Source organism: Paenibacillus arenosi, from assembly GCF_014841135.1.
In the GTDB taxonomy this organism is placed as follows: domain Bacteria; phylum Bacillota; class Bacilli; order Paenibacillales; family Paenibacillaceae; genus Paenibacillus_B; species Paenibacillus_B arenosi.
In genome coordinates, this window is the sequence record NZ_JACYTN010000003.1 from 128660 (window position 1) to 154327 (window position 25668).

At 42.2% G+C, this 25668-nt stretch carries 23 protein-coding genes and 2 pseudogenes; 17 read left to right on the forward strand and 8 right to left on the reverse strand.

Annotated features, from left to right (window positions below; all coding sequences use genetic code 11):
* Positions 1–42: 42 nt before the first annotated feature.
* A pseudogene (locus tag IFO66_RS06565) lies at positions 43–1083 on the reverse strand (DNA-binding protein); the annotation flags it as partial.
* Positions 1084–1570: 487 nt separating this feature from the next.
* Between IFO66_RS06565 and IFO66_RS06570 the strand changes: the two are divergent.
* Positions 1571–2494 (forward strand): aminoglycoside phosphotransferase family protein, encoded by a 924-nt coding sequence (locus IFO66_RS06570; RefSeq protein ID WP_192024380.1) that lies wholly within the window; start codon positions 1571–1573, stop codon positions 2492–2494.
* Positions 2495–2719: 225 nt separating this feature from the next.
* Here IFO66_RS06570 and IFO66_RS06575 read toward each other — a convergent pair whose 3' ends face one another.
* A complete protein-coding gene (locus tag IFO66_RS06575; RefSeq protein WP_192024381.1) occupies positions 2720–4165 on the reverse strand; it encodes a DEAD/DEAH box helicase in 1446 nt (481 codons plus the stop codon).
* 220 nt (positions 4166–4385) lie between these two features.
* Between IFO66_RS06575 and IFO66_RS06580 the strand changes: the two genes are divergently transcribed.
* The 8 genes from IFO66_RS06580 to IFO66_RS06615 all read left to right on the forward strand — a co-directional run bounded on the left by IFO66_RS06580 (position 4386) and on the right by IFO66_RS06615 (position 12802).
* Positions 4386–5138 (forward strand): N-acetylmuramoyl-L-alanine amidase family protein, encoded by a 753-nt coding sequence (locus tag IFO66_RS06580; protein WP_337912600.1) that lies wholly within the window; start codon positions 4386–4388, stop codon positions 5136–5138.
* A 106-nt stretch (positions 5139–5244) separates the two neighbouring features.
* Entirely contained in the window at positions 5245–6123 is an 879-nt protein-coding gene (locus IFO66_RS06585) for a carbohydrate ABC transporter permease (protein WP_192024382.1), read from the forward strand.
* A gap of 45 nt (positions 6124–6168) precedes the next feature.
* Positions 6169–7014 (forward strand): carbohydrate ABC transporter permease, encoded by an 846-nt coding sequence (locus IFO66_RS06590; RefSeq protein ID WP_420488654.1) that lies wholly within the window; start codon positions 6169–6171, stop codon positions 7012–7014.
* 12 nt (positions 7015–7026) lie between these two features.
* Positions 7027–8211 carry an efflux RND transporter periplasmic adaptor subunit gene (locus tag IFO66_RS06595; RefSeq protein ID WP_192024384.1) on the forward strand — a complete coding sequence of 395 codons (1185 nt, stop codon included), beginning with the start codon at positions 7027–7029 and terminating at the stop codon, positions 8209–8211.
* 50 nt (positions 8212–8261) lie between these two features.
* On the forward strand, positions 8262–9560 hold the full coding sequence (locus IFO66_RS06600; RefSeq protein WP_192024385.1) for an ABC transporter substrate-binding protein: 1299 nt from the start codon (positions 8262–8264) through the stop codon (positions 9558–9560).
* 26 nt (positions 9561–9586) lie between these two features.
* Positions 9587–10243, forward strand: a complete 657-nt coding sequence (locus IFO66_RS06605; protein ID WP_192024386.1) for a hypothetical protein — start codon at positions 9587–9589, stop codon at positions 10241–10243.
* Positions 10244–10325: 82 nt separating this feature from the next.
* A complete protein-coding gene (locus IFO66_RS06610) occupies positions 10326–11006 on the forward strand; it encodes a response regulator transcription factor (protein ID WP_192024657.1) in 681 nt (226 codons plus the stop codon).
* Entirely contained in the window at positions 11003–12802 is a 1800-nt protein-coding gene (locus IFO66_RS06615; protein WP_192024387.1) for a HAMP domain-containing sensor histidine kinase, read from the forward strand. The genes IFO66_RS06610 and IFO66_RS06615 overlap by 4 nt, the downstream gene beginning before the upstream one ends.
* 146 nt (positions 12803–12948) lie before the next feature.
* Here the strand turns inward: IFO66_RS06615 and IFO66_RS06620 are convergent, their stop codons facing one another.
* Positions 12949–13665 (reverse strand): Dph6-related ATP pyrophosphatase, encoded by a 717-nt coding sequence (locus IFO66_RS06620; protein ID WP_192024388.1) that lies wholly within the window; start codon positions 13663–13665, stop codon positions 12949–12951.
* 292 nt (positions 13666–13957) lie between these two features.
* Here IFO66_RS06620 and IFO66_RS06625 point away from each other — a divergent pair, with 292 nt between their 5' ends.
* Together IFO66_RS06625 and IFO66_RS06630 are read left to right on the forward strand one after the other, a co-directional pair.
* On the forward strand, positions 13958–14254 hold the full coding sequence (locus tag IFO66_RS06625) for a GyrI-like domain-containing protein (protein WP_337912696.1): 297 nt from the start codon (positions 13958–13960) through the stop codon (positions 14252–14254).
* A 163-nt stretch (positions 14255–14417) separates the two neighbouring features.
* The gene (locus IFO66_RS06630) at positions 14418–15311 is read left to right on the forward strand and encodes an exosporium glycoprotein BclB-related protein (RefSeq protein ID WP_192024389.1); all 894 of its coding nucleotides are present in this window, start codon (positions 14418–14420) and stop codon (positions 15309–15311) included.
* 90 nt (positions 15312–15401) lie between these two features.
* Here the strand turns inward: IFO66_RS06630 and IFO66_RS06635 are convergent.
* From IFO66_RS06635 to IFO66_RS23755, 3 genes and pseudogenes are all read right to left on the reverse strand, one after another.
* Positions 15402–16018: pseudogene (locus IFO66_RS06635) on the reverse strand (NUDIX hydrolase).
* The gene (locus IFO66_RS24205) at positions 16008–16217 is read right to left on the reverse strand and encodes an HAD hydrolase-like protein (protein ID WP_337912698.1); all 210 of its coding nucleotides are present in this window, start codon (positions 16215–16217) and stop codon (positions 16008–16010) included. The pseudogene IFO66_RS06635 and the gene IFO66_RS24205 overlap by 11 nt, the downstream one beginning before the upstream one ends.
* Complete coding sequence (locus tag IFO66_RS23755; RefSeq protein WP_225445585.1) at positions 16199–16621, reverse strand: HAD hydrolase-like protein; 423 nt, start codon at positions 16619–16621, stop codon at positions 16199–16201. The genes IFO66_RS24205 and IFO66_RS23755 overlap by 19 nt, the downstream gene beginning before the upstream one ends.
* A gap of 348 nt (positions 16622–16969) precedes the next feature.
* On the opposite strand from IFO66_RS23755, the gene IFO66_RS06645 reads away from it, so the two are divergent.
* From IFO66_RS06645 to IFO66_RS06660, 4 genes are all read left to right on the forward strand, one after another.
* Complete coding sequence (locus tag IFO66_RS06645) at positions 16970–17920, forward strand: AAA family ATPase (RefSeq protein ID WP_192024390.1); 951 nt, start codon at positions 16970–16972, stop codon at positions 17918–17920.
* A gap of 24 nt (positions 17921–17944) precedes the next feature.
* The gene (locus IFO66_RS06650) at positions 17945–20389 is read left to right on the forward strand and encodes a S8 family peptidase (protein ID WP_192024391.1); all 2445 of its coding nucleotides are present in this window, start codon (positions 17945–17947) and stop codon (positions 20387–20389) included.
* A 365-nt stretch (positions 20390–20754) separates the two neighbouring features.
* Positions 20755–21579: a Cof-type HAD-IIB family hydrolase gene (locus tag IFO66_RS06655; RefSeq protein ID WP_192024392.1), complete on the forward strand. Its 825-nt coding sequence runs from the start codon at positions 20755–20757 to the stop codon at positions 21577–21579.
* 156 nt (positions 21580–21735) lie between these two features.
* Positions 21736–22410 (forward strand): YdeI/OmpD-associated family protein, encoded by a 675-nt coding sequence (locus tag IFO66_RS06660; protein WP_192024393.1) that lies wholly within the window; start codon positions 21736–21738, stop codon positions 22408–22410.
* A gap of 80 nt (positions 22411–22490) precedes the next feature.
* Here the strand turns inward: IFO66_RS06660 and IFO66_RS06665 are convergent, their stop codons facing one another.
* The gene (locus IFO66_RS06665) at positions 22491–23030 is read right to left on the reverse strand and encodes an NAD(P)H-dependent oxidoreductase (protein WP_192024394.1); all 540 of its coding nucleotides are present in this window, start codon (positions 23028–23030) and stop codon (positions 22491–22493) included.
* 263 nt (positions 23031–23293) lie between these two features.
* The gene (locus IFO66_RS06670) at positions 23294–23701 is read right to left on the reverse strand and encodes a winged helix-turn-helix transcriptional regulator (protein WP_337912606.1); all 408 of its coding nucleotides are present in this window, start codon (positions 23699–23701) and stop codon (positions 23294–23296) included.
* 427 nt (positions 23702–24128) lie between these two features.
* On the opposite strand from IFO66_RS06670, the gene IFO66_RS06675 reads away from it, so the two are divergent.
* Both IFO66_RS06675 and IFO66_RS06680 read left to right on the forward strand, forming a co-directional pair.
* Entirely contained in the window at positions 24129–24893 is a 765-nt protein-coding gene (locus tag IFO66_RS06675; RefSeq protein WP_225445556.1) for a class I SAM-dependent methyltransferase, read from the forward strand.
* A 173-nt stretch (positions 24894–25066) separates the two neighbouring features.
* Positions 25067–25609 carry a hypothetical protein gene (locus IFO66_RS06680; protein ID WP_192024395.1) on the forward strand — a complete coding sequence of 181 codons (543 nt, stop codon included), beginning with the start codon at positions 25067–25069 and terminating at the stop codon, positions 25607–25609.
* The last annotated feature ends 59 nt before the right edge of the window (positions 25610–25668 follow it).

Below are 25668 nucleotides of genomic sequence, written 5' to 3' on the forward strand. Positions count from 1 at the left end.
TTCTATTTTATTGGTAGTGCAGCCATATTGTCAGGCTTATTTATAAGATCCTGGCTTAAAGGTAGAACTGTCCCACCATTTATAACCTGGTGTAGTATTGCCCCAAGGTTCATGCTCAGGTTCTGTAGATTGCTGTGGCTGTTCAAATGGAAGCAGGGAGGTCGCCTGATCAAGCTGAATATTTGCTTGCGTAAAGTCGGTATACGATTCTTTCTTAGACAACCAATCTACGATTTGCACCAACAGTTTTCCGTTATTGGAGCCTTGCTCCGTGAAGCCAGGATGAGTTCTTTTTCTTGCTCCCGTTTCTTCATGTCTATATTTAGGAGTCGCATCCTCAACTGGCGAGGAGTCGCCGATGAAAGCAGCTTTACCCGCACCTAATTTGGAAATTGCCGCATAAGGTCCTTCATCTTTTCCACCTTCATATACGCCCTGATCTACCGCATGAGACCACTTTGGAAGTTGATTTGGTAAATATACGATTCCTTTTACCTTCTTCGGATCTAATATCGCTAACGTGCTACCAGCATGCATCGAAACTTTAGATATTTGATTCGTAATTCCAAAAGTTTGATCAGAGGGTGCAATCTTATTAGTAACGACATTACCTACAGCATTGAAGCGGAATCGTACGCCAAAATTTCTACCCAGCCAATCTTCGCTTGTAACATCGGCCATCCTCGCAGATTGACGCTCTTCTTGGCCCATCCCTTTTGTGGGATTGCCATAAGCGCCACGACGGTAGCCATTAAAAATTTCAGTAGCGTCCCAACGATTTTTGTTGCGATCGGCATTGTAGTGATCCGCGATAAAGAAGAGACCGCCACCACCTTGTACATATTGAAGCAGCGCTTCCTGTTCACTCTTTTTAAACGGAATATTAGGTTCAGGAAGTACGAATACATCATAGCCTTGAAGGTCGCTAATTGTGATCGGTTCCGACTTCCGGAGTTCGTTAACGGTAAAGCCCGCATTTGTAAGCCCATTAGCAAAATCAGAAAATCCACCATCAATAACCCAGTCTGCTTGTCCAGCTGTTTCACCGTGCGTATTGTCAAATAGCACTTTTTTGACTGCATTGGCACGCATATTCCCGTTGCGAGGTTGAGCTCTATCAACGTTGTTTCGTGCATCGTGGTGCGAAGCAGCGTTCATTTGGCTGCGTGTGGTGTTAGCTGCACCTTGCTCGGTTTTAGTGGTAGTTCCATTTCCATACGAGCAGGCAGAAAATAAGCTTAAACAGATCATTACAGCGGTAACCGCTCTTAAGTGTTTCATTATTAGAACCTCCAGTTTGTAAACAGTTGCGGTGAGATAAACGTAGTATGGTGAATATGTACCATGGCAGGTTATAACTCGTTCCATCATCACGAACACAAACCATATTGTTGTACAGGGAGGCTCATTTTATTAATAAGGGAAGTAAAATACTCCTTTCCGTAATTGAGAATTTTTATGACCATACATGTAAAAATACATTTCCCAGTCAAGAAGAATATGGTATATTTATTGGCCGACAATTTGAGTTAACAATAAACAATAGGAGAAAGGATAACCACGAGTCATCATGAGAGAACTTGAAACTTTACGCAGATCAATTCCATTCCTGCATAACAGCAGTAGGCTTGAACAAATCCACAAAGGATACTCAAGTGATAAGAAATACATCGTTTATGACAGCAATGAACACCCTCAGTACATACTCAGAACTTATAGCATGGATGCACATAACGATAAGCTAATCAAATTTAAACATCTCCAGCTGATGGAACAGCAGGCTGTTCGCTGCGCTAGAGCGATAGAGATTGGTATCATTCCTGAGCAAGAACTAGGCTATACGATTCTCTCATTTGTTGAGGGAAATGAAGCTTATGAACAATTGCCGCAGTTAACGGAAATAGAACAGTTTGATGTTGGTGTTGAAGCAGGTATAGAGTTGCTGAAAATAAACCAAGTTTCTGCGCCTGCTGATAAAGAGCCTTGGCATGAACTCATGTCTAGAAAGCATCAAAGGTATCGAACGCAATATGCGGAATCTGGGGTCGTAATCCCTAATGATGCGGAGCTATTATCATTTATCGATAACAATCTACACTTGATGAAAGATCGACCGAATAAGTACCAGCATGATGACTTTCATCCTCGTAATTTGGTCATAAAGGACGGTAAATTTTCTGGTGTCATTGATTTCGATCGAGATGACTGGGGAGATCCGATTCATGAGTTTGTGAAAATTGGATTGTTCAGTGCGGAAGTTAGTATTCCTTTTTCGGCTGGACAAATTCGGGGTTACTATCATGGTAAAGAGCCAAATGAAGAGTTCTGGCGGTTATACTCCCTTTATCTCGCGATGACTTTAATTTCATCGGTTGTATGGGTGTTGAAAGTAAACACGGATGAGCTTGATGATATTATGAGAAGAATTCAAAGGTGTATGGATGACCATAGCAACTTCGAGCTTATGGTTCCGAAGTGGTACAGTCAGGCTTAAATAAAGAATTCCTTTTACTAGCAGCCAAGCCGTAATAGACAAAGAATAGATAAGACGAGCCAGCTGCTATCTCGAAAGATAGGGTGGGCTCTGTTGGTTAAGTAGTAAAAAAGCCGTTGGCTAAAGACCAAAAGCCGCTTTCAGTTTGTTATCTGAGGCGGCTTTTGAGTTTGATTAAGATCGATGTTGATTATAAGAAAAACCAGTATCCATTAAATGATAGAATTACTTCTTGCCCTTACGGACCTTTAAAAGCTTGCCCTTTATCGTAATGTCCTGCATCATCTCAAGCACAAGCGGCCCTTTACCGTTCAGAATCTCCACATCAGTTACGTGATCAAATATCGTAATAATTCCGATATCGTCCGCGGTTACTCCGTCAAGCTTCGCAATGGTTCCCACAAAGTCTACGGCTCTAAATTTCTTCTTCTTGCCGCCATTGAAGTTCAGCTTCATAATCTGCTTGTTCAATAGCTCGCGCTTATCAACTTTCAGAACTTGCCCGACGTGCAGGTTCTGTTCGAACTGTTCTCTATGCAGCTCTACCGCTTCTTCGGAAGGAGCATTTACTTTTGAAATTGTAAATCCAATATACGTCTCAATATCAGCTAGACGATTGCTGTCTTTAGGCGTTACAAAAGTAATCGCTTTGCCCGTGTTGCCTGCACGACCCGTGCGTCCCACGCGATGCACATAGCTTTCTTTTTCTAGTGGGATATCGTAGTTAATGACATGGGTGATATTCGTGATATCGATTCCTCTGGCAGCTACATCCGTTGCAATCAAGTAACGGAATTGTCCTCTACGGAACGCGTTCATGACCTCGAAGCGATCCTCTTGCTCCATGCCGCCATGAATACGATCACATGGATAATCGAGGTCATCCATTTCATCGAACAACCGATCTACATGCTCTTGCGTACGGCAGAAAATAATACAGCTTTCAGGATTCTCAACAACAAGTAGATCCTGCAGCACATCTAGCTTATCTGCCTCTTTCACTTGAATAAGAGCATGCTCAATCGTAGCTGTCGTGACACCACTCGCTTTAATCTCAATCTCAACGGGGTTGTCCATATACTGACGCGATAGTTTAGCTACATCCTCAGGGAATGTAGCGGAGAACAGCATCGTAACTCGGTTGCGAGGTAGCTCTTGAATGATGGACTGAACTTGTTCAATAAAGCCCATATTGAGCATTTCGTCTGCTTCATCAATAACGAGATAGGCAATGCGCTCTAGCGATAACGTGCCGCGCTGAATATGGTCGAATACGCGACCTGGTGTACCAACCGCGATATGAGTTCGTTGCTTCAACTCTGCTTTTTGCTCGTAAAAAGGATGTCTGCCATACAGAGCGGTTGCCTTAATTCGCTTAAAGCGGCCTATGTTCATGATGTCTTCGTTAACCTGTAACGCAAGCTCGCGTGTTGGTGTTAGAATCAGTGCCTGCGGCTTATTCTCGTTCCATTCCACTAGTTCGCACAGTGGAATACCGTAAGCGGCTGTTTTGCCGCTGCCTGTTTGTGATTTGACAACAAGGTCTTTTTGCTCAAATGCAACAGGAATGACTTTGGTTTGTACTTCTGTTGGCTTTTCATAGCCCAAGCTAGTTAGTGCTCTCACGATCTCTTCACTTAATGGATAATCTGTAAATTGCTTCTCGCTCATGTTAAACCTCTTCTACGTTTTATTCGAAATATACCTATACATACAGAGTTCCACCGTTCATCTTCCGTATACTCCTCTATTATACTCTCCATTCTTGATTCAGTATTCTACCAAATTTAAAAGCATATTTTGATTCATCTTTATCGCATCTTCATTTCATCTTGATATTGCCTCAGTAGACTAAGGTTATCTGGTGGAGTGACGGGGGAGAGGAACTGTGGTGCGGCGATACAATAAGCGAACGAATATGACAAACGATGAGGCAACCTATAGATCAAAAAAATTAAAAAAATCGAAAAAAGCTCCGAAACTAGCACTGCTAGGCGTGTTGAGTTTACTCGTAGTAGGGCTAGTCTTCTACTACAACATCAATGATGTTCGTGTGGATGTAGAGGTTCTGCCATTGATGGCGGTACCGGGACAACCGCTAGAAGGAAAAACGATCGTCATTGATCCGGGTCACGGGGGGAAGCATCCGGGCTCTATCGGCCAGCTAGGAACGATGGAGCGAGATATGACGCTGCAGATGGCAAAAGAAATCGAGCAGGAGTTGTTGGAGAGAACAGGAGCGACAGTCCTTTTAACGCGGAAGCAGGACGAAACCGTTGACCTACAGCAACGTGTCGATATGGCTGCAGAAGCAAGTGCTGATCTTTTCCTCAGCATTCACTTCGATGCGTTCACAACGAGAGATGTGGAGGGAATGACGACTTACCATAAGGATAGTCATGATCAGCCAATCGCTCAAGCGGTTCATAATCGTTTGATGGAGAAGAACTTTGACACGAGAGATCGTGGAGTGAGAGTAGGAGATTACTATGTCCTTCGTGAAAATACAGTCCCAGCGCTACTGCTTGAGTTGGGTTACATTTCAAATGAAAAAGATGAGACACGAATGAGATCCTTGCAATTTCACAAGGAAGCATCGCAGGCAATTGTTGAGGGTGTGATTGATTATTTTCATAAACGTTAAGTGACAATCATGCCTGTATACATTCATTTATTTATTTCATATTTGCATAACGGATGTATATCAAGCCTAGATCATTTCGACCTGAACGAAGGAGGTGTCCCGTGTCATGCTGCTACGATTGCGGCGATTGGCTCGCAGACAAGGTATTATAGCGATTGGTTTTTTGGCGCCGAGCATAGTCGGATTTGCCGTATTTTACGTAATCCCGTTTGGTATAGGTATCCTCTATTCATTGATGGATCAGACGAGTGGCGGCGAGTTTGTAGGGGCAACGAATTATGAAAATGTACTGGCCAGCGCTTCGTTTCGTAAAGCAGCCATAAACACGTTACAGTTCACAGCTGTTAGCGTACCAATACTCATCTTATCGTCGTTGCTGCTAGCTCTCTTATTGAATGGGAATGTCTATGTGAAGCGGGGGCTTCGAACGGCATTTGTTTTACCATTGGTCGTGCCGGTCGCCTCGATTGTTATGGTATGGCAGATCCTATTTGACTGGAACGGGTCGCTTAATGCTTGGATGTCCCACTTCGGTTGGGAACGGATCGACTGGATGAAGTCGGAATGGGCAATAGGTGTGCTGACACTTGTGTATGTGTGGAAGAACCTAGGCTATAACATCATTTTGTTGCTTGCAGGCTTGCAAAGCATTCCGAAGGATTATTATGAGACAGCTGAGATAGAGGGTGCCGGTCCGCTGCATAAATTGTTCCATATTACAATTGTTTATTTGACGCCGACGATGTTCTTCGTGGTGCTCATCTCTATTATTAATTCGTTTCATATATTCCGAGCGACCTACTTAATCGCCGGAGACTATCCATACGATAGTATTTACATATTGCAGCACTATATGAACAACATGTTTGCCTCGTTAGATATGCAGAAGTTAACGGCAGCCGCGGTAATAATGGTTGCATCTATTCTGATCATTGTCTCAAGTATGCTAGCACTAGAGCGGCGATTTAGCCGATCGTTGGAGTAAGGAGAGTGAAAGATGAAAAAGCCGACTGTGTTGTACAAATGTATCATGTCTCTTTTTCTCATCGCATGTGCGGTGATTACACTCCTCCCACTCGGGGTTCAGCTAACGAATTCGCTCATGAAAGAGAAGGAAATTAACCGTAATTATGAACTGCTGGGTAAGATGCCAGATGCAAAATCTGGGGTAATGGATGCTTTTGTTAATCTGAAAATAATTCCGGATTGGGTTTCCTTCGAGCAGTATGAAAAGGTGTTGTTGGAAACACCTATCTTCTTAAATATGTTCTGGAACTCCGTGTTTCTAGTCGTTCCTATTGTCGTAGGGCAGACCGTAGTAGGGGCATTGGCCGCTTACGCCTTCTCGAAACTGAAGTTCCGGGGAAGGGAAGCCTTATTCTTTGTCTACTTGATGACCATGCTGATGCCCTTCCAAGTAACTTTGGTTCCCAACTACATTATTATCGACCTATTAGGGATCGGGAACAGTGCGAGTGCCATCATTTTACCAGGTATATTTTCAGCGTTTGGTGTGTTTATGATGCGGCAGTTCATGCTTTCTATCCCGTATGCATATGTGGAGGCCGCTGTTATGGATGGTGCAGGACACTGGTATATTTTCTGGCGAATTATTGTTCCGCTCATGAAACCTGGCATTGCGGCACTCGTCATCCTGCTGTTTGTTGATTACTGGAATATGGTCGAACAGCCATTGATATTTCTCGAAGATGCCTTTAAACAGCCGTTGTCACTGTACTTATCTCGGATTCAGGAAGCAGAGAAAGGAGTGGGCTTTGCCGCTTCGGTGCTGTATATGTCACCGATGGTTCTCTTATTTCTATATGCGGAGTCTTACTTCGTACAGGGTGTGCAGCTGTCAGGTATTAAAGGATAAGGAGGTTATCGTGTGGATGCAAGTGCAAGCTTAGAGGAACAATCCATTCAAAAACGAAAAAAAACGCTCCGATTCCTCCTCATCGGAAGTGCGATAGCGCTGCTAATCCTTACTTTGTACAGCAATACGCTGAAAACGTTGGATTTGCCTAAAGTATGGACAGAGGTTGGAAGACAAGGGCAGATCATTCAAGAGTTTCGTGCGGTTGGAACACTACGGCCAGTAAGTGAGGTTAAGTTATCAAGCTCCTCTGGATGGACCGTAAAAAATGTAAAGATAAAGAAGGGGGATCGAGTAATAAGAGGTCAGACACTGGTTACGTATGAGAACTCAGATGCTCACAATGAGCTGCAAGATGAGCAAGCCACGCTTGCACGGCTTCGGCTGGAGTTGGAAGTACCCCAAGAACGCTATGTTCAAGCCGTAAGAAACAACGATGAGGCAAGTATACGTACCTCCAAACGAGACATGAAGCTCGCACAATTACAAATAGAGAATCAGCAAAGAAAGATACAAAATCTACAGCAGAGGATCCGCCGGGATTCGAACCTGGTTGCACCGTTCGATGGATTCATTACGGAGTTAAATGCGGTCACAGGTTCACCGTCAGTCAGTGATGGTTTCGATGTGCGGCTAGCGAATGAAAACTTGGGCTATCAGGCGGAACTTTCACTTCCTGCAACTGCTACTGAGGAATTGAAGCTGGGCGATAAGTTGGATTTGCAAAGCTATGGTGGCGGGTCTGCTAGACCGCTGAATGGCACGATCACAACGATAGAGCATGTGGATGCTAAAGAGTCTTCTTCTCCCTCCCTAGCAGGAGGTGAAGGAGAAACAGGTGTCCAGCAGCCATTAGATGCAGTGGCTTGGAATCGTCTTATTGTAAAAGTATCGGATAAAACGGTTCGAACAGGTGAACAAGTCCGTGTACATTTGACCCGTACATCTGGGGAAGGGGGCAGCATGCTCCTCTCCAATAAGGCAATTCATAAAGAGGGAGTGAACCACTATGTCCATGTTGTAGAGGAAGCTAAAGGACCTCTCGGCAATACATACCACATTCGAAAAACGAAGGTTGAAGTAGGAACTGCCAATGACAGCGAAACCGTTATTCTTTCTGGTGCTTATCCAAATGAACAGATTGTCGTCGAAAGTACGGAGCCTTTAGTAGAGGGAAGTAGAGTAAGACCACAATAGAATTCGATTAGGTATAATTCAGCTTTCATAATGAGAGGAGACCATTACTTATGAAAAAATGGTTGATGTTGATGTGTGGAATACTGGCAATGACTCTTACAGGATGTGCAAGTGGCAGTGGGGATGAGCAGCCAAATGAGAGCGGACCTAAGAAAGTGGTGCTGTCCGTACATACGGCGAGTGAGTACTATAAGTCAGCAAAGGCCGAGTTTGAGGCTTTGCATCCGAATACAACTATTGAGATTAAGGAGTACAAATCCGAGGGGGGAAACGCTGAGGCAGATTTCGAAAAATATGTGCAAACAACAAATACACAAATCCTTTCTGGTAAGGGCGCGGACCTAATCGATCTAAACGTTGCCGGGCTTCAGGTTGGAAAGTACGTAAATAAAAATGCACTCGTTAATCTTACCGAATTGATGGAGCAGGATAAGTCGTTCAATAAAGATCATTACTATATGAATATTTTTGAACATGCGAAAATGAATGACGGTCTTTATGTGCTGCCGACGAGATTTTTTCTGGATACATTGCTTGGAGATCGTGAAGCGATCACGGCTTCGCAGCTCCAAATTGATGATAAGCATTGGACATGGAGCGAATTTGCACAAGCGGGTAAGCAACTGCATGAGAAAAATGGTCGTTACGCGATAGGCAATACGCCTCCAGAACAAATGTTAGGCTATCTTGTCACGGATAACTATACGGAATTGGTCGATTCGTCCACTTCGAACGCCAAGTTCCAGTCTCCCTTCTTTATTGATATGCTGGGCCAAGTGAAGGACATGTACGACGATAAAGTCATTACGACTGACCCGTTAGGTATTGGAGAAGCTTACTTTTACCCCCTTTTACTATTATCACCGAGCGATTATTTTACGGAAAGTATCAGTTTCTTCAAGCAAGGAAAGGTATATCGCAAGCCTCATACGAGTGAACAACCTTCCGGGGTTTCTTTTAGAGGAGCTAACCCTATCGCAATAAATGCCAATTCAAAGGTCAAGCCGGAGGCGTGGGAGTTCCTTAAGTTCCTCCTATCTGATCAGTTTCAATCTAAGGCTGATCAACAAGGGTTTGCGGTGAATAAGTTGGCTAATGAGAAAGTGATGAATCAATTGGTCGAGAAGGGAAAGGTTAGTTCTGTAACTGGAGAGGATGTACCCGTGACCGCTACTGGTATGGAAATTTTGAAGCAGATGATTGCTGACGCCAGCATCTTTATTCAGGAAGATAGCAAGATTCAGTCTATTATAAGCGAAGAAGCAGTGGCTTACTTCAGCGGTCAGAAGTCAGCGGAAGATGTCGCCAGTCTGATTCAGAATCGTGTTACGACCTATCTTAATGAATAAACGGTAGAAACGAGAGGAGATTGAAGATGAAGCGCATAGCTGCCCTTCTCATATTCATTGCATTCGCAACTATTATTATGGGCTGTACTCAGGTTGCATCCAATTTGAGCGAAAATAAAGATTCCCGTGGAGAGCAAAATTCACAGTCCATAGATGAGTCTGTAGATGAAAAAGTGATTAAAATTATTCCATCTACTACTACAGATAAACAAGTAGCGGAGAAGCAGGTACTCACTGATCAAACAGATGACCGATTAGAAAGGAAGAGTGTGCTTTCTAATCAACTAGAGATTTCGATCCCTAAAGATTTTAAGGAGGAGTCTCCCAACGATCGGGAACTCAAGTTTCATGATGAATCTGCACAAGTTACGATTACTATCAAGCATGATCCGGAGCAAAAAAGTGGGGGAGAGGCAGAGCCAGCTGAACAGAGTCTTAAAAAGATGAAAGGGATTCTGGAGCAGAATTATGAAGGCGCTGAGGGAATAAGTGAAGAGGTCAGGGAAGTTGACGGTAAGCATATGGCGGTGCAAGAGATAACGACTAAGGATAAATATGTCCTTCTATCTTGGTCAAGTTTACATGGCGGGCTTCTGGAGGTTCAAGTTTCTAGCCCTATTGGGATGCAAGAGGAATGGAGTCTATTAGCCAATAAAATGATCGAATCTATCCAGATGAAGTAGTGTAAAGATCAAATGGTAGAGAGATGACTTCTATGTGCTGGTATAATATAGATATTACAACCTGGGGTTAGGAGTTATCATGATGCCAAGGACCATTTTAATCGTGGAAGATGAACCGATATTGCGGGAGATTGCAAAAGATTATTTTATAAATGAAGGCTATGACGTGTTAGAAGGATCTGATGGCAAGGTAGGCTTAGCCTTGTTTCAAGAACATCAAGTAGACTTGATCGTGCTAGATATTATGCTGCCAGAACTCGACGGATGGTCTGTGTGTCGGCGTATTCGCAAGACATCGGACGTTCCAATCATTATGTTAACTGCGCGGGTGGATGAAGATGATACGTTGCTTGGTTTCGAGCTAGGCGCGGATGATTATGTGACGAAGCCTTACAGTCCACCCGTGCTATTAGCTCGGGCTAAGCGTCTGCTCGATAGTCGAGCTCGAACAACGACAGCGTCAGCAGATACTTTGATACATGGCGGGGTGTGTATTGATCATGCTTCACGGATGGTGATGATTGACGGTGCAAGCATCAGCTTCACCTATACCGAATTCGAGATTTTGTCGTATTTGATGGTGAACGAAGGAATTGTTATTACTAGAGAACAACTGATTACGAAGATCTGGGGATACGAGAGCTCAGGCGATGATCGTACGGTAAATACACATATTCGAAATATACGGGGTAAGCTTGGCGGCAAGGGCAAGCTTATTAAGACGGTCGTGCGCATTGGTTACAAGTTCGAGGTTAGCGTATGAGAGTAGGAATTGTGTGGAAGCTGTTTTTTTTAACGACAACGCTGTGTATGCTCATTTTAGCAACGGTGTATATAGGACAATCATTTTTTTTCAAGCAGTATTATGAGAATCGCAAACTGGATGATATTCAAGCTAATATACAATTGTTTGAGCGCAATTATGTAAATGTCAAAGGCAACGTGGCTGCCATACAAAGGCTGGAGCAAGAGTTCTATCGAGATAACAATACATGGATTACGACACTCGATAAACACGGTAATTTGCGGAATACAAATGACTTTTATGTAGAAATTAAATTGGATTACTCCTCTAACGAGGATGTGCCTAGTAATTCAACTATTCGTATCCCTCTATACAATTTGGTAAGTATAGAAGAAGCAGCTAATGAGTCATCGCCTATACAGGTTGGATCTGGGGTTGTTATTAAGGCGGTAAATGAGTATGGAGCCTATGTCCCAGTGCGGATAGAAGAGCAAAAACAAGGTAAGTACTATTGGGGTAATGACCAGGTTGTAGAATTAGTGGACGACAAATATATTAAAATGAATATAAAGAACGGCTCGATCACATACTTGAGGGGAACAGTCACTGAAATCCGGATTCCTGAAGAGAACAACGTTTCGAGCCTGATGTATGATGATGCTCTATTTATGGGAGAAATTAAGCAATTCCAAGCAGACTTATTGCAGGATGAGGATGCTTTGGATGATCTACACATCAATTTTATGGAAATGCTAGATAGAGTGCACAACAATGTGAAGTACAAACTATTTATTAAACCGATCCGCGGCAGTGATGGTTCAACGGTTTATTTGTTCTCAATGGCATCCTTGCAGCCCGTTGATGAAGCTGTGCAAATGCTAGAGGAATACTATGGATATCTTATCGCCCTTGTATTGCTGTTGGTCATTCTCGTTTCCTTTTATTATTCGAAAAAGATAGCCAAACCGCTCTTGCGAATCAGTAGTACTACTGAAAAAATTGCGAATCTGGACTTCTCCGAACAGTTGTCTATCCGTTCGAAGGACGAGATTGGTGACTTGTCATCTAATATTAATCAGCTATCGCAGACGTTGCATTCTTATATAGAGCAGTTGCAGCGAGATATTGAAAAGGAAAAGCAGCTGGAAAATACAAGGAAAGAATTTATTGCCGGCGTATCCCATGAATTGAAGACGCCTTTAAGCATTATGAAAAGCTGCATCTCTATACTGCGAGATGGTGTCGCCCAGCATAAACGAGAGCATTACTTCGAGGCGATGGTAAAAGAAGTCGATAAAATGGACTTGATGATCGTGGATATGTTGGAGTTGGCTAAGTTTGAATCCGGCACATACAAGATGGAGATGGACGTGTTCCAGCTCGATACGATCGTAGCCTACATATGCGAACAGCTTTCACCCGAGATGGAAAAGAAGCAATTGCTTGTCCATATGCAGCTTGTACCTGTAACCGTTGAAGCGAATCAGCTGCGTATTGAGCAGGTCATTACTAACTTTATGACAAATGCAATACGCTACACGCCTGAAGGAGAGGAACTATATATCTTGACTGTTGAAGAGGGCGAATTCATAAAAGTAAGTATCGAGAACAAAGGGGTTCATATTCCACCTGCTCAGTTAGATAAAGTGTGGGACCGTTTCTATCGGGGGGATTCATCTCGTCAACGGACTCAGGGAGGAACTGGACTCGGGCTTGCCATTTCTAAAAATATTCTTGAGCTCCATCATGTACCGTACGGCGCTGAAAATACAGAAGATGGTGTTCAATTCTATTTTTATTTGCGTAAGTGTTAGTTGTTGTACTCGTTACTCTTATATAGAAGTACAGGCAAGAAATGATGGAAGCCATCGCTAGCGAAAAAACGATCCAAGCCATCCTAATCGGGATGGCTTGTGTGCTGTTTGTCATTTCAACTGTTGGTGCTTCAAACTCCTATAGCTTATGAGCCACTTATTTTGCTCGTTTCATCCAGCTTCAATGGAAGAAAGGCATAGTTTTCATGCCTTAAAATTTCACACTTACGAACAGGAATAGGATGTTTGAAAATAGGTCCATCAATGACCGTCGTATGGAACTCTCCGCCTTCTCCGCAAGGGTCGATACCGCGCGCTTCAAGTTCTTTCACAAATTCATGTGTTAGCGTTCGCCCTAGATCGTCTTCTGTCATCCCTAACGATAGATTCACCGTCACGAGAACTGTAACAAATCCCAAATTGATAAATTCATCGACTGTTTCGCGATGGTCCATTTCCCACAGAGGCATGCCGAGCTTCATTCCCACTCGCTGTGTAATGCCATCCTGCCAACAGCCATGAGCAGGCATGTCCAAGTCGCCAGTTACTAACACTTCGGCACCTTGCTGTTTCGCCTGTTCCAGAAGGGCGATAAAGACAGCTTCATAATCTGCCCAGCTTGCGGCAGCTGTAAAGGCGGGCAATCCGATTGATTCAGCTTGCGCATGAATAAGTTCCGGCGGCATGCCGTGGGAGCGGGAACGTTTCCCTTCCTCTTCAAGCATGACGATGAGTCCCAACGGTTCTCCCACTTTCATCGCTTTATATAATGCTAGGACGCTATCTTTTCCTCCGCTAAACGAGGCGATAAACTTGCGCCCAGCAGCTCCATTTCTCCAGTTGTTAACGTTAGTTTCCGTCATACGTATGTCCCCTTTACCCCAAGATGTCTATTGCGTGATACATATGATTCGTCCAAAATATGCTTTCATGATTGTAATTGCAGTAAGGGTTGCTGTAAGAGCTGAATTAAGAGTTGCTCTCGCCGGTCCTTCTTATCGTTGTTATTGTCTCATTTTCCGCCATTTCATTTCAACTTAATGTGTCATTGTATCGGAATGGATAAAGGTATTCCTCCGTTACAATCGAAATAGATACTACGACTTTATATACTAAATCCTAGGCATTACCGGTTATTTACTTTTGTTAATAGGCGTGTGTGCAAGTGGACAATGGGGTGGAAATGAAGGGTTCGACTATATAATGGGGATTGCATCAGACCAAGAGGTCCCTGAAGGGTTAGTTAAAATTGATATTCCAGCAGCAACTTGGGCTGTTTTTGAATCGACTGGGGTGCCACAAAACATCCAAGAAAGTTGGAAACGATTATATACGGATTGGTTGCCTGTATCCTCCTACGATCTTGCGGACCTGCCTGCAATTGAGAGTTATTTTCCGCCAGAAGAGAATAAAAATGAGCTATGGATTCCTGTTGTAAAAAACGATAAATAAAGAGTTAGCCTGCAAGAGGTCGCCCTAATTGGGGCGGCCTTTGTCTATAAAAATGGACAAGTGACACAGAAAAATGATGTGTGAAAGGTACAGATGTCCAACCGAATCGTCTGCTTACCCAATAAAATGCTGGTAAGGAAAACGAAGAGGGAGGGACGATACGGTGTATAATTACAAAAAGCGTCGGAGCACCTTTAAAAAAAGTGCTCATCGCAAAGTAAAGATCAAACGGCATAACGTATGCAAAAAAATGATCGTGAAAGTAAAACGAATTCCCGGACCTCCTGGTCCGCAAGGGCCTACAGGGCCTCAAGGCCAAGCAGGAGCAGCAGGTGCCACAGGGACAACCGGAGTAACAGGTATCGGAGTGACAGGTCCCACAGGTGCGACCGGAATTGGAGTTACCGGAGCCACGGGCACAGCAGGAGCCGCTGGTGCTACGGGCGCGACGGGTGTAACTGGAGCCACAGGGTTTACTGGTATCCAAGGGGATACGGGTGCAACGGGATCAACTGGGGCAACCGGAGTCACGGGACCTCCAGCTGTTGGGATTGGGGCGATCATCCCATATAGTACAGGTGATGATACCATTTCACTTATTACAGGCGTGGGTGATCCGATTGTAGATGGAGGGATCTTTACATTTGGCGTTGCATCGCAAGTTAGTGTGACCCCAGGTGGGTCCATAACGTTAGGCTTACCCAATGTACCTAATTTCAGCTTCGTTGTACCTCGAACGGGAACGATCACTTCGTTAGCTGGTTTCTTCTTTGTTTTAAATCAGGGCACTTTACCTGGCCCTGTGCAGGTGAATATGCAAATCTACTTGGCGTCGGCCAGCAGCAATACATTTAATCCAGTGGGGACACCGCTTGCACTGGCACCGAACTTTACTACTGTTGCTCCGGGAGACAATGCAAATGGAATTAGTCCTCAAAGCATCCCTGTCGTAGCGGGGGATAAGCTGCTCCTAATCGTCATTCCTAACATTTTAGGCGCTAACTTCGGATCTGTCCTTACTGGATTAGCGAGTGCGGTATTACGATCGACTAAATGAAAACGAAGAGAACCAAACAACTTGGATCACAGGATAGGATAGTGATTATCCCATATCCAAGTAATTGGTTCTTTTTCTGCTACTCATTCCTTAATCCAACATAATGGGCTTATCGGGATGTTCAAGAAACTCAAACATCGTTTTAATCTGCTCAGCTGTATTTCGCTCAAGTGACAGCTCTGGTAGGCGATTCACTTCGAAAAACTCAACTGCGCTTGTCTCTAAGCCTACTGTTGCTTCACCGCCAACAATTTCACAGCGGATAAACAGCTTGTAGACATGATAAGGCTCAGGATGATGGTTATGAAACTTTTTGTCCATGACCGCCAGCAAGCGGATAGGCAAAACGTCAAAGCCTAATTCTTCTTTAACCTCTTTTACTGCGATTTCGGAGGGGGAGAAACCGATATCCGCCCAGCCCCCTGGTAGCGCCCATGCGCCATCTATTTTTTCACGAATAAGAAGAATTTTGTTGTCTCTGAACACGACGCCACGAATATCTACTTTTGGGGTGGCGTAGCCAAGATCGCTCGCGAAGGTAAGTGCAATTTTCTCTTTATCCGTAAACTATAGTTAGCTAGAATATCGACACTAAGATCCCTTAAAGCCTCGTACCGCTCGATATCATACTCATTTTGCGTATAAATGAGCCCTGTTTGTGCAATTTTTTGGATTTGTTTCGCCCATTCCAGCCACTTAGTGTCCATGGATAACGACCTCTTTCTCAAGAAGTTCGCGAAAGTGCGCCACATTCGTGAAAAGTCCATCTGGTTCCAGATCATAGGTCAAGCTTTGGCAAGTAGACAGGCATTGAACAGCGTATGTACGTAATCCGGCAGCTTTTCCGGCGAAAATGTCCGCGTTGCTATCACCTACAAAGATTGCATTTACCGGATCAATCCTAATGTATGGAGCACTTTATGAATGCCTTCTGGATGGGGTTTAGGCTGGACCACATCATCACCCGTGATCGATACATCAAAATAGGAGTCGAGCTGCAATGCCGTAGTGGAAATGTCAAAAGAGCGTCTGCTTTTACCTGTAACGACACCAATTTGTACCCCGTGCTCCTTTAAAAAATGAAGGATGTGGATGCTCTCTTCCTCACACTGGCACTCGTTATGATGCTCTTGTTCATAGTAGGAGTAGTAATCTTGAATGGCGTCTTGCACGGATGGCTTGCTGGCGAAGTTGGCATCAATGATACCTTCTTCTGTTGGGCCGAACATCGCAACGAGCTCCTCGTTCGTAACCTCTCGATTATCGTATTGTTTGAATACGGACTTAAAAGCATTGAAAGATAAAGGCAGTGTATCAGCAAGCTTTCATCAAAATCAAAAAGCACAGCTTTAATAGACATCGATAGAACAAACTCTTTTTCCGATATTATTAAATTATATACAATATATGTTTTATTCTTTTCAATCCTATTAATGGGTTGATTGAGTGTAATGAAATTATTAGGCTCTAGAGGATACAGTTTATACTTGTGAGGTACACTGCATGAATTGGAGCATATAATATCCTAAATCAATACCTGAAAATTGTATCATTTTGTTTAGAAAATCTTATGATAAAAAATAGTAGTTCTGATACAATAAAAGTAATTACAATGGGCAAATATAGATAATGATACTTTTTAGAAGCGAGGTGAACTAATGGCGACGGCTGCACAAATAAAAATGTTAGTTGAGGCGCATGTATCTAAAAACGACGATAGATTTAAAACTATAGTATTACAACTAGCTGCACATGAAGCGAAGTTAGGGCATACTTCATTCGCACGTGAATTAAGAGGCATTTTAAATAATAATCAAAATAGTAATTACAAAATAATTGAATTTAGTAAAGATATAGATGAATTAATAGATACAACCATTGGTGAACATAGATTGGCTGAGCTTGTGGTGACCAATGAGATTAAAGATAGAATTTATCGAATACTCAAAGAATATCAAATGAGAGAAAAGCTTACAAAGTATGGATTAAGTAATAGAAGAAAGATTCTGTTAGAAGGAGTCCCCGGAACAGGGAAAACACTGTCTGCATCAATAATCGCAACTGAGATAGGTCTTCCATTGTGTACAATCAAAATGGATAAATTAATGACTAAGTACATGGGGGAAACAGGAACAAAGTTACGGGTCGTTTTTGATGCAATAAAGGAATACCAAGCAGTGTATTTTTTCGATGAATTTGATGCCATTGGAACAGATAGGAATAAAGATAATGATGTAGGTGAGGTTAGGCGTGTATTGAATTTGTTCCTGCAGTTCATAGAACAAGATGATTCGGAAAGTATAATTATAGCTGCGACTAACAATCCACAACTTCTCGATCCAGCATTATTTCGTAGATTCGATGATGTTATCCATTTTGCACTACCAAGTAAGAGGCAGATCCCAGATTTAATAATCAATAGGCTCGGACAATTTGCACCTCCTGAGAACTCAATAGATATGGAGAATATATTGGATATAAGTGGATCGTTGAGTCATGCTGAATTAACTAAAGCATGTGATGATTCAATAAAAGAGGCGATTATGTCTGATAAAAAAACAGTTACCAGTGAGCAGCTTTTAAAAATGATTAAAGAAAAGGTAAGATGACAAGATTTTAAAAGGAGACTTTAAATGACTAGTCAATTTTTCCCACACTTTTTTCTAAATACTGCAGAATCTCACAGTTACAAGGGTAGAGGCCAAGGGGGAGCGAAATATCCAGTAAGAAATAGATTAACACATAGTGAAAAATTAAAAAAACAGTTCGAAAATTTATGGACAGTTAGCCCGGAATCTAATGGGGCGGTTTCTACCTCATCTAATGATGGAGTTTATGTGGAATTTCGAAACCTCCCAGGTTATGATATTAAATTTGAAAGTTTAGAAAGTAGGAAGGATGGAATTAGGCTGTTAAATATTAGGGAGCGAAAAATTGCTGGCAAGGTTGAAAGATTAGCCACTGTATATATCCCTAAAGATAGGAGAAATATTTTTTTAAATAAACTGAACCAATATATCAATGAGGAGACTGAGAAAGGAAAACCCAAAAATGCTGCACTCATCGATGGAATTGAAGATATAAACCTGGCTATTCTTGAATCTTTTTGGAGCGAGAGTGAAAAGAAATGGATTCCAGAAGAGGAACATGTGTGGTGTGAAATATGGCTGAGCAGTGATAGTGACACTACATATGAGGAATTTATTAAAGTTGTTACAGACAAGCTTCAATTAGAAGTTAAAAATAACTCTATTAGATTTCCCGAGAGGCGAGTTGTTTTAGTTAGAGCTAATAGAGATAATTTGCAAAAGATGTTGTTTTTAAGTGGTAATATTGCAGAAATGAGAAGGGCCTCTGAAGCTGTTGCATTTTATGTTGAAATAGATAATAAAGAACAGGTTGATTGGGCGCGAGATTTATTAGATCGACTTGAGGTTAGTCAAGATACAAATGTTTTTGTAAGTGTTATTGATACCGGAGTTAGCAATGGTCACATGCTACTAGAACCAATGATAGCTGATACAGATCTTTATGCATATGACTTAAAATGGAATGTTTTTGACTCAGCTGGGCATGGCACAATGATGAGCGGGATAATAGGATATGGTGACTTAAAGGAAATCCTAGTAGGATATGAAAAAATAGAAATTAAGCATAAAATTGAATCTCTGAAGATAATTCCTGATAAAGGCGAAAATCCGCCAGAGTTATATGGTGATATAACGGAGCAAGTTATTAGCAGTGCAATAATTGATAACCCAGATAGACAGAGAGTAATCTGTATGGCAGTAACGGCTCCAAATTACCAAACAGACGATGGTAGACCTTCTTCGTGGTCTGCTTCACTAGATAGAATCACTTCGGGGTCAATCGACGGTACTCATAAAGTATTTCTTGTATCAGCAGGTAATAATTTTATAAATCATAAAGATGAATATCCCGATAGTAATTATACTAGTGTCGTTCAGAATCCAGGTCAGTCTTGGAACTCATTAACTGTCGGGGCATATACTGATCTCTATAATCCCTACAAAACTTATACACCACTTGCACCAAAAGGCGGCTTATCGCCCCATAGCACAACTTCATTTAGCTGGGACAAAAACAAATGGCCAATCAAACCTGAAATTGTTTTAGAAGGTGGCAATTTAATTGTTGATAAATATGGTGCCTATTCTGATACCGATCACAGTATCTTAACTACATCTCATAATCTTCCGAGAGAACAGTTTACTACTTTTAATGCTACCAGTGCTGCTACAGCAAAAGCGTCATGGATGGCAGCACAAATTCAATCGAAATATCCAGAAGCATGGCCCGAAACGGTAAGAGGCTTAATGGTTCATTCAGCGGAATGGACTGAGGAGTTAAAAAAACAATTTTTAGAGGGTAGTGACAAAAAGCATTATCATAACCTTGCTCGAATGTGTGGTTATGGAGTGCCAAATTTAGAGAGGGCATTACAGGGTCTGAAAAATAATGTGAGTATGATTGTTCAATCTAAATTAATGCCTTTTAAAAAACATAATTCATCGATTGCATTGAATGAAATGCATTTACATAAGTTACCTTGGCCTAAGGAAGTACTCTTAAGTCTCGGAGAGCTAGATGTAAAATTAAGAATAACATTGTCTTATTATATTGAACCAAGCCCGGGTGAGGTTGGCTGGAAAAGCAGATATTCTTATGCTTCATATGGACTAAGGTTTGATATGAATGGAACAGCGACGGAAGAGCAATTTATTAAGCGAATTAATCAAGCAGCTAAAGATGAAGAAGATGGAAAGACCCAGTCAAGTAATATTGATTGGACATTAGGACCTAATACTCGAAATAAAGGTTCTATTCATAGTGATATATGGGAAACAACCGCTTCGCAACTTGCAACGAGTAACATGATTGGAATCTATCCTATTAGCGGATGGTGGAGTAAAAGACCATGGCTAGATCAGTGGAGTGGAGAGGTTAACTATACACTGATTGTCACATTATCTACCCCCGCAACCAATATTGATTTATATACACCCATAGAATTAGCTTCAAAAATTAATAATAAAATTGTAATTAAAGATAATTGAGTAATTATAGAGTACTCATTTTTACTTCATAATTAAGTAGTTAGCTATAAGAGCGAGCCGTAGTTCCAAGGCTCGTTTTCTTATTTACTGGACTTAAAATTTTAGAGTCTAGAGATAAGTAATTTCATGTATTAGAAGTGAAGTTTTACTATAGTAAATCATTCAATGCTAATACAGAATTCTGTGGAGAACAGAATTGTTTGCTCTTCATTATTTTCAGATTCTCAAAATACTTGTGGTTCGAAGAGGAAACCCATATCGCAGTATCCACAACAGATATTGGTGAGCCCCAGCATCCAGAGAAATGGTATAGTAGAAGGAGTTACTTAACTTTTACTAGATTATAGATAAAGGGATGTTGCCATATGAAATATAAAATGATTGTACTCGATCTTGATGATACATTACTGCGTAATGACGGAACAATTTCGCCAAGCAATAAGCAAGCGCTAATGACTGCGCAGGAAGCAGGCGTTAAAGTTGTATTGGCGTCAGGCCGTCCAACCTATGCGATGCGAGCATTGGCAGATGAACTGAATCTTGAGCGTTTCGGCAGCTACATCTTGTCGTTCAACGGTGCAAAAATTATTAACTGGAAGACGCAAGAAGAGTCGTTCAGCAGTACGTTAACGCCAGAAATGGCGCATAAGCTGCATAAGATGAGCATCGAAGAGGGCGTATCAGCTTTGACGTATGTCGGCGATGATATTATCACGGAGGAAGCGACTAAATATACCTATGTTGAATCTGAAATTACAGGGATGAAAGTAGTTGAGGTGCCAAACTTCGCTGAAGCGGTTCAAGTACCCGTTGTAAAGGTACTAATGGTAGCAGAGCCTGAGAAGCTCGTCCTTGTAGAAGAGAAGCTAAAAGCGAAAATGGCAGGGCGATTGAACGTGATGCGCTCCAAGCCATTTTTCCTAGAGTTTACGGAAGATGGAGTAAACAAAGGGACAAGCTTGCATCATCTTATCCAAAAGCTTGGCATCGAGCGCTCAGAAGTTATCGCGATGGGTGACGGTTATAACGATGTTGCGATGCTTGAGTTTGCAGGTCTTGCTGTCGCAATGGGCAATGCACCAGATGAAATTAAGAAGTTAGCTGATTACGTTACCGATACAAATATGAATGATGGGGTAGCGAAAGCGGTAGAACGATTTGTACTAAATGATCTCGTTCCAGCAAAGTAACCATTACTATTGTTGAATATAGTCCATATATGAAACGCCCTTCGGGGCGTTTTTTATATCTCAATTATCCATCATTTTATTTTCGATCATCCCTTGGGCTATACTTAGTCTACAAGTATGTTTTCGATCACACGCAGGTCAGGAGATGAAGCACCAATGTCTAAAACCATCGTAGAAAAATTGAATCTACACAAGTATAAGCAAGCTGCTATATTAAATCAGCCCGAAGGTTCTGATTATTTCACAGAGCTGTCAGGATATCATACAACGCTTGAAGAAGGTACTTCGTACGAACTCATCTTCGCTTTCACACTAGATATGGAATCTTTAAAGGAGCTTGTAAATCGCGTAATCGAACAGAAGCATCTTACAAAGAACGGCTACCTGTTTGCTGCTTATCCGAAAAAGGGCAACAAAGTATACGAAACGTTTATTCACCGTGATGACCTGCTGTCTGGTCTAGGCAGTGATGAACAGGGATATGTCGGGACAAGCACAGTCAAATTTGCGCGTATGGTCGGTCTTGACGATGTGTTTACCGTTGTCGGGTTTAAAGAAGATGCGAAGGGTAAAGGTCAGACTTCCTCTGCATCCAGTCAATGTGTAGATGATTACATTGCGCTCATTCCCAATGTAGAGCAGGACTTGGCAGATACACCAGAGCTGCTGACGATCTATCAGGGGCTGACTCCGGGGTATCGCAAGGACTGGGCACGCTATGTGTACAGTGCGAAGCAAGAAGCGACAAGAGCCAAGCGCCGTGACGAGATGAAAATGATTCTTCAAGCAGGCTATAAGAGTCGTGAGTTGTACCGCAAAGACCACTCATAAAGGCGGATGAAAAATAATAAGACCCTCAATCGGTGAATAAATTGGGGGTCTTTGTATGTGATAGCATTGCTTTTTTATGTTTATTTTACGTGAGAAAGTTGAGCAGAAGTAAGATGTTGGACATAATCTGCCTTGCTTTGCTCCAATTGCTCTTCACTTAGACTGCCCACATTATAGAGCTTGAACGGAGGGAAGTAAGAAGCCCCTACAAAGTTCACAGTTGCCTCAAACGGTTTAAGCAGCTCTTCGATTGTGGAACGGTTATCTCCGTCCGCTTGATATTGTTCATTGGTTCCGTAGGCGGAGATCGCTACACCGATTTCTTTCTTCTGCAAATGATCACCGTTTGGTCCGAAAGCCCAACCGTATTGCAGCACATGATCAAGCCACTTTTTTAATAGCGGTGGACTGCTGTACCAATAAAATGGGAATTGAAAAATAATCCGATCATGCGCAAGCAGAAGCTGCTGCTCACGTGCCACGTCGATGACTTCGTCAGGGTAAGCTTCGTAGAGAGAATGAACGGTAATCTGCTCATGCTTTCCTAGTTCCTCAATTAACGCTTTATTAATTTTTGATTCCGCTAAATTAGGGTGAACCGCAATAACTAACACGCTCATCTTTACCACTCCTACTTTTCCGATTTGGATGTGTGACTTAATCATATCCATCATATATCAACTACGCACAAAAAATAAGTACGCACTTTTTCGGAAGATACTTACCCGGAGGTAAGCGTAAGCGGTGTTACTTTAAGGGATCTCATTTCATAGAAAACAGAATAGAAAGACAGAAAAACCGTCCAGCGCTTATGCACATACAGTAGTGACTCCTAGCACATAAAAGGGGGTCAGTACCAGCAGGTGCGGTAACCGAGACGGTTCTATTTTTGTTCCTGAGCAAGTTCAGGGCAATGGTTTGCAACGGGCTTAGTCTTTGAATGTTCCGCTTGGAATTGAAGTCCCCATTGCTGCAAATGGTCAATGGCAGGTCGTAGGCCTTCGCCGAGAGGAGTAAGCTCATACTCTACTTTTGGAGGATTCGTTGGAAAGACATGTCGAGCGATAATACCGCTTGCTTCGAGGTCGCGCAGTTGTTCGGCAAGCACCTTGTGATTAATGCCTTCAATTAGCTTTTTCAGCTCGCCATACCGCTTTTTTCCGTCAAGCAGCTTATAAATAATAGTGGGCTTCCATCTCCCAGCGAATAAGGCGATGGACAGTTCAATCGGGCATTGATATGTCTTCCCGTTGAATTCATAGAATGGACTAGGGGTTTCGATCAGGAACACTTCCCTTCTGGTAAGTATCGAACGAGAAAGTGCGTACTTACTTATGAAAAGTATATGGTGTTAAATTGGAAATGTAAACCACAATACCCTTAAGAGGAGCTTGCACGATGCGTAAAAAGTATCTCCAATTTCAGCTGCTCCACTGCCCCTTCTTACACATTTATTTTTATTACAAGTAAAGAAAAATAACAAAGTCATTATATGTAAATGTTCATATTTACATATAATGACTAACTAATGTACAATATATGTATATGTCACGTTTAAGAGAGGTCATTCTAATGATGAAAATGGGTAACTGCTCGGTGCAGTTGAGCTAATCTGATAACAGATTGCGCCGAGCTTAAATATGGGACTGTTATCAGTCAACTGCACCGCATCCGCACATGAACAAACTAATGATCAATGATGCGAGAGGGGTACAGTTATGATGAAGACAAATGAATGGAAGAACCTATGGAAATTGGAAGAGGAAAAGACATTTGCAGGCTGGGATTTCTCCTATATTGACGGTCGGTCTGAGTTTCAGGCTGAACCTTGGGATTACAAAGCCACAGTCTTATCTTATATACATTCGTCCACAACGTTGCTGGACATGGGGACAGGTGGAGGAGAATTTTTATTATCCCTTTCACCACCGAAGGGCAGCACGTACGCGACTGAGGCTTACCTACCGAACTATGAATTGTGCAAGCGCACGCTTCCTGCTCATGGGATTGAGGTTAGAAGAGTTATCGATGACAATGAGCTGCCGTATGAAGACAATTTCTTTGATCTTGTGATCAATCGACACGAAGCGTACTCTGTGGAAGAAGTACGCCGTATTCTCAAGCCGAACGGCATCTTCGTTACGCAGCAGGTCGGGGGACTGAACAACAAGGAGCTTTCCACCTTTTTATTAGGTAAAACACCTGAGATTGTGGACCAGAAGTTCGATCTTGCCAGCAGCAGTAAAGAACTTAGTAAGGCTGGGTTTACGATCATGGATTCGAGGGAGTATTTCCCGAGGTTGAAGTTCTTCGATGTAGGTGCTCTTGTGTATTTTGCCAAAATCATTGAGTGGGAGTTTCCTGATTTCACGGTCGAGAAGCACTTTGATAAGCTCTGCCTTCTTCAAGCGCAAGTGGAGCAGAAGGGCTATGTGGAATCGATGGAACATCGATTTTTCCTGATAGCTAGGAAGTGTGGTTAGTCATGCGTACTTCTTAAGCCGAAATAATGGATACTTTCATAATGATATAACGTAATCGTACACCCCTTAAATTACACGCTGGTGCCATTTTCGTGAAGCCATCGTCTCTTTAAGGGGTGTGTTTCGTGTGATTTGGGCTCTAAATAATGTATAGGAAAGGAGTGTGTCTATACATGCTTTGTACAAATTGCAGAGAACACAGAATTAAAGAAGGAGATAGATTTTGCGGTAATTGTGGCGAAAGAGTAATGCCGCCAAACATTGAAAAGATAGAAGCTGCTGTACATAATGAGGAAATAAATGAGATATCTAATAAAAAACCGAAATCTAAACGACCTATTATTAAATATGTTGCTACCGTAGTTGTTGTTATAGCTGTAATCTTTATTTTTGAGCGTCATATTCTTCCTAGCGCTAAGTATTTGCAGGCAAGGTCATTTATGCAAGATAACGAAAATACGAGAGCAATTGAACTATTTGTTGATTTAAAAGGATACAGAGACTCCGAAATTCACTTGGCCAAACTTAGTTATGAAGAAGGATTACGGCAATATGGTGCTGGAGATTTAAATAAAGCTAAGGAGTTTTTCACACTTAGTGGCATGCATATGGAAGGGCAAATGTACGTTCAGGCAATTACCGAATTAAAGGGAATGCAGGGAACTTGGCAATTTAATTCTAACCGAGACGATATTCATCAAACATATATTTTTTAAGAGGGGCGGCTCTTCTTCTTGTAAAAGCAGTGAATCAGAACAGCCACACAAACTTTTTA

What these genes read in the sequence shown, in the direction of transcription:
- IFO66_RS06570 (WP_192024380.1), top strand. Translation starts at nt 1,571, where the DNA reads ATGAGAGAACTTGAAACTTTACGCAGATCAATTCCATTCCTGCATAAC.
- IFO66_RS06575 (WP_192024381.1), bottom strand. Translation starts at nt 4,165, where the DNA reads ATGAGCGAGAAGCAATTTACAGATTATCCATTAAGTGAAGAGATCGTG.
- IFO66_RS06585 (WP_192024382.1), top strand. Translation starts at nt 5,245, where the DNA reads ATGCTGCTACGATTGCGGCGATTGGCTCGCAGACAAGGTATTATAGCG.
- IFO66_RS06590 (WP_420488654.1), top strand. Translation starts at nt 6,169, where the DNA reads ATGTCTCTTTTTCTCATCGCATGTGCGGTGATTACACTCCTCCCACTC.
- IFO66_RS06600 (WP_192024385.1), top strand. Translation starts at nt 8,262, where the DNA reads ATGAAAAAATGGTTGATGTTGATGTGTGGAATACTGGCAATGACTCTT.
- IFO66_RS06605 (WP_192024386.1), top strand. Translation starts at nt 9,587, where the DNA reads ATGAAGCGCATAGCTGCCCTTCTCATATTCATTGCATTCGCAACTATT.
- IFO66_RS06610 (WP_192024657.1), top strand. Translation starts at nt 10,326, where the DNA reads ATGCCAAGGACCATTTTAATCGTGGAAGATGAACCGATATTGCGGGAG.
- IFO66_RS06615 (WP_192024387.1), top strand. Translation starts at nt 11,003, where the DNA reads ATGAGAGTAGGAATTGTGTGGAAGCTGTTTTTTTTAACGACAACGCTG.
- IFO66_RS06620 (WP_192024388.1), bottom strand. Translation starts at nt 13,665, where the DNA reads ATGACGGAAACTAACGTTAACAACTGGAGAAATGGAGCTGCTGGGCGC.
- IFO66_RS06645 (WP_192024390.1), top strand. Translation starts at nt 16,970, where the DNA reads ATGGCGACGGCTGCACAAATAAAAATGTTAGTTGAGGCGCATGTATCT.
- IFO66_RS06650 (WP_192024391.1), top strand. Translation starts at nt 17,945, where the DNA reads ATGACTAGTCAATTTTTCCCACACTTTTTTCTAAATACTGCAGAATCT.
- IFO66_RS06655 (WP_192024392.1), top strand. Translation starts at nt 20,755, where the DNA reads ATGAAATATAAAATGATTGTACTCGATCTTGATGATACATTACTGCGT.
- IFO66_RS06660 (WP_192024393.1), top strand. Translation starts at nt 21,736, where the DNA reads ATGTCTAAAACCATCGTAGAAAAATTGAATCTACACAAGTATAAGCAA.
- IFO66_RS06665 (WP_192024394.1), bottom strand. Translation starts at nt 23,030, where the DNA reads ATGAGCGTGTTAGTTATTGCGGTTCACCCTAATTTAGCGGAATCAAAA.
- IFO66_RS06675 (WP_225445556.1), top strand. Translation starts at nt 24,129, where the DNA reads ATGATGAAGACAAATGAATGGAAGAACCTATGGAAATTGGAAGAGGAA.
- IFO66_RS06680 (WP_192024395.1), top strand. Translation starts at nt 25,067, where the DNA reads ATGCTTTGTACAAATTGCAGAGAACACAGAATTAAAGAAGGAGATAGA.